Source organism: Streptomyces sp. AV19, from assembly GCF_015999245.1.
GTDB lineage: Bacteria > Actinomycetota > Actinomycetes > Streptomycetales > Streptomycetaceae > Streptomyces.
The window spans coordinates 1-2,116 of record NZ_JAEAMR010000084.1; the positions used below are offsets into that span (position 1 = coordinate 1).

The 2,116-nt window shown below is 74.2% G+C and carries 4 protein-coding genes and 1 pseudogene; all 5 read right to left on the reverse strand.

Going from position 1 to position 2,116, the window contains the following annotated elements:
- A pseudogene (locus I5Q34_RS33520) lies at positions 1-223 on the reverse strand (hypothetical protein); the annotation flags it as partial.
- A gap of 34 nt (positions 224-257) precedes the next feature.
- Positions 258-593: a hypothetical protein gene (locus I5Q34_RS33525; protein WP_199896272.1), complete on the reverse strand. Its 336-nt coding sequence runs from the start codon at positions 591-593 to the stop codon at positions 258-260.
- Positions 590-877, reverse strand: coding sequence for a hypothetical protein (locus tag I5Q34_RS33530; protein ID WP_199896273.1), 288 nt, complete (start codon positions 875-877; stop codon positions 590-592). The genes I5Q34_RS33525 and I5Q34_RS33530 overlap by 4 nt, the downstream gene beginning before the upstream one ends.
- On the reverse strand, positions 874-1,383 hold the full coding sequence (locus tag I5Q34_RS33535) for a hypothetical protein (RefSeq protein ID WP_199896274.1): 510 nt from the start codon (positions 1,381-1,383) through the stop codon (positions 874-876). Before I5Q34_RS33535 ends, I5Q34_RS33530 begins: the two co-directional genes overlap by 4 nt.
- On the reverse strand, positions 1,380-2,114 hold the full coding sequence (locus tag I5Q34_RS33540; protein WP_199896275.1) for an exonuclease domain-containing protein: 735 nt from the start codon (positions 2,112-2,114) through the stop codon (positions 1,380-1,382). Before I5Q34_RS33540 ends, I5Q34_RS33535 begins: the two co-directional genes overlap by 4 nt.
- Positions 2,115-2,116: the final 2 nt, after the last annotated feature.

A 2,116-nucleotide genomic window follows, 5' to 3' on the forward strand; every position in this document is an offset into this window, starting at 1 on the left:
TGGCGACGAGGTCGGCGTGGCGGATGTAGCTGACGACCGCGGCCTCCACGTGGGCGAGGCGGGCGTCCCCGCGGAGCTTGGTGCGGATACGGTCCGTCCAGCCCACGCCGGCCACCCCGGTCGAGGTGAGTGAAAGATCGAGACCGATGACGAGCGGGCGGGGGCGGGGGCCCGCCCCGGCCGGAGCCGGAGCGGAACCCTCGGTGCCCAGGGTGGCGGTCACCGGTCCTGCGCCTTTCGCGCTGCCCGACGGTAGGTCACTGGGCGGCCCCTTCCGTGATCGTGCCGCAGACCCAGCACTCGCGGGCGCCGTCGGCATGGACGCGATGCAGGGTGGTGCGGTCCTCGGCCCGGCAGAGGTGCAGGATGCTGAGGCCGGCGTGCTCGACGAGGGCGGCCTCGTCCTCGGCAGCCGTGCTCGGCACCGGGCCGCCCAGCGCCCGGTGCTTGCCACGACGCCGGCCGCGCCACAGGGCGGCCCGGACACCGCGCACGACGGCGACGGCCAGGAGGCCGACGCCTACGGCGGCGGCGAGCAGCCAGGCGACCGCCCCGGTGCACACCAGCAGCAGGAGGATCGGCGAGGAGATCATCGGCCCACCCCCTCGGCGCCGGGGCGGCGGTGGCCGCAGCCGACGCACCGCACGATCCCTGCCTCGTCGTCGGCCTCGTGCGGGGCGTGCCGTTGCCTGCAGCGCGGGCAGTCCTCCCACGACACCCGATAGACCGCCGCCATGTCGAAGCCGGCGTACGGGGGCACGGGCCGGAACCATGCCTGGCGCAGGCGCGCAGTCACCGCGACGAGCCGCCGGTCGACAGCCCATACGAAGGCGGTCAGTCCGGCCAGGGCCACCAGGGCCAGGACGATGGTGGTCACGGCGCCACCCCCGCCCCCGGTTCACCGACGGGCGGGCGCTTGGCCAGCGTCCCGGCCCGGTCCACGAGCTGGCGGCACATGACGTCGTTCGACCGCTGCACCGCCTCCAGCTGCTCGGCCAGGGACCGGCGAGCCTGCTCGGCGAGCGCCAGCGACCGGCCGCCGAACGGCCCCGGACGCCGCCGCAACTCTGTGGCCTCGGCCCGGTACCGCGCGCACGCCCGGACGGCGCGGTCGAGACGAGCCGAGGCGCGCGCGGCCTCCGCCCCGTGCTCGCGCCCAGCGGTCCTCAGTAGCCCTTCCAAGCGGCGCACTTGACCGTCCAGGCGCCGAACATCGGCCTCGGCCTCGGAGAGCAGTCGACGCAGCTCCCGCTGCGCCGCTCGCTCGGCGTCGCGCTCGTGCTCCAGGGCTCGGGCCTCGCGCTGGAGTTGGAAGACTCTGCCCCAGCAGCGGCTGAGACGCTCCCTGACGTCGTTGAACTTACGGCGGCTCACCGGCATCACGACCCCTCCCTCGGTGCGGGCACGAAGGGGACGAGCGGCCACTCCCGGCGGACGGTCGCGGCCTGGTGCTCCTTGCCGGGCGTTCGCGCGAAGTAGGCGGCCAGCGACTCCGCTTGGTCGGCGGCCCACCCGATCTGCTGCTTGTGCAGGACGGAAAGCGAGGCGTTCCCGATCTCCGGCTGGTCCTGGGCAATCCGCCAGGCGACCCGGCAGGCCGCGATCGCATCGGCGTCCGCCGAGTGCGCGCCATCGAGCCGGACCCGGTAGTGCGCGCACAGGTCCGCCAACTTGCGCGACCCTCGCCGGAACTTGTCGACCTGTTTGTCGATGACGAACGGGTCGATCACCGCGAGGTCGCCGCGCCACTCCGTCAGGGGCGTCATGCCGTACCGGCGGGCCTCGCGGTCGAGGAGCGTGAGATCGTAGCGCGCGTTCATCACCACGAGCGGCACGCCCGCCATCACCACGGCGGAGAGCGCGTCGAGCACCTCCTCGACGACCTGCCGCAGGTCGGTTCCCTCGGCGCGGGCCCGCTCGGTGGTGACACCATGGATGGCCGCGGCCTCGGACGGGATCTCTTCGCCGTCCACATCGGACAGCCAGGTCCTCGACCGCGTCGGCCGCCGGTCGCCGACCTGGACGACGCACGCGGTGACGATCCGCGCCGCCTCCGGATCCGGGCTGGTGGTTTCCAGGTCGAAGCCGCACAGGCGGCCTGCGCTCCAGGTCACGC

Bases quoted from the DNA above. Each gene is read 5' to 3' on its own strand.
- I5Q34_RS33525 (WP_199896272.1), bottom strand. From the start codon at position 593: ATGATCTCCTCGCCGATCCTCCTGCTGCTGGTGTGCACCGGGGCGGTC.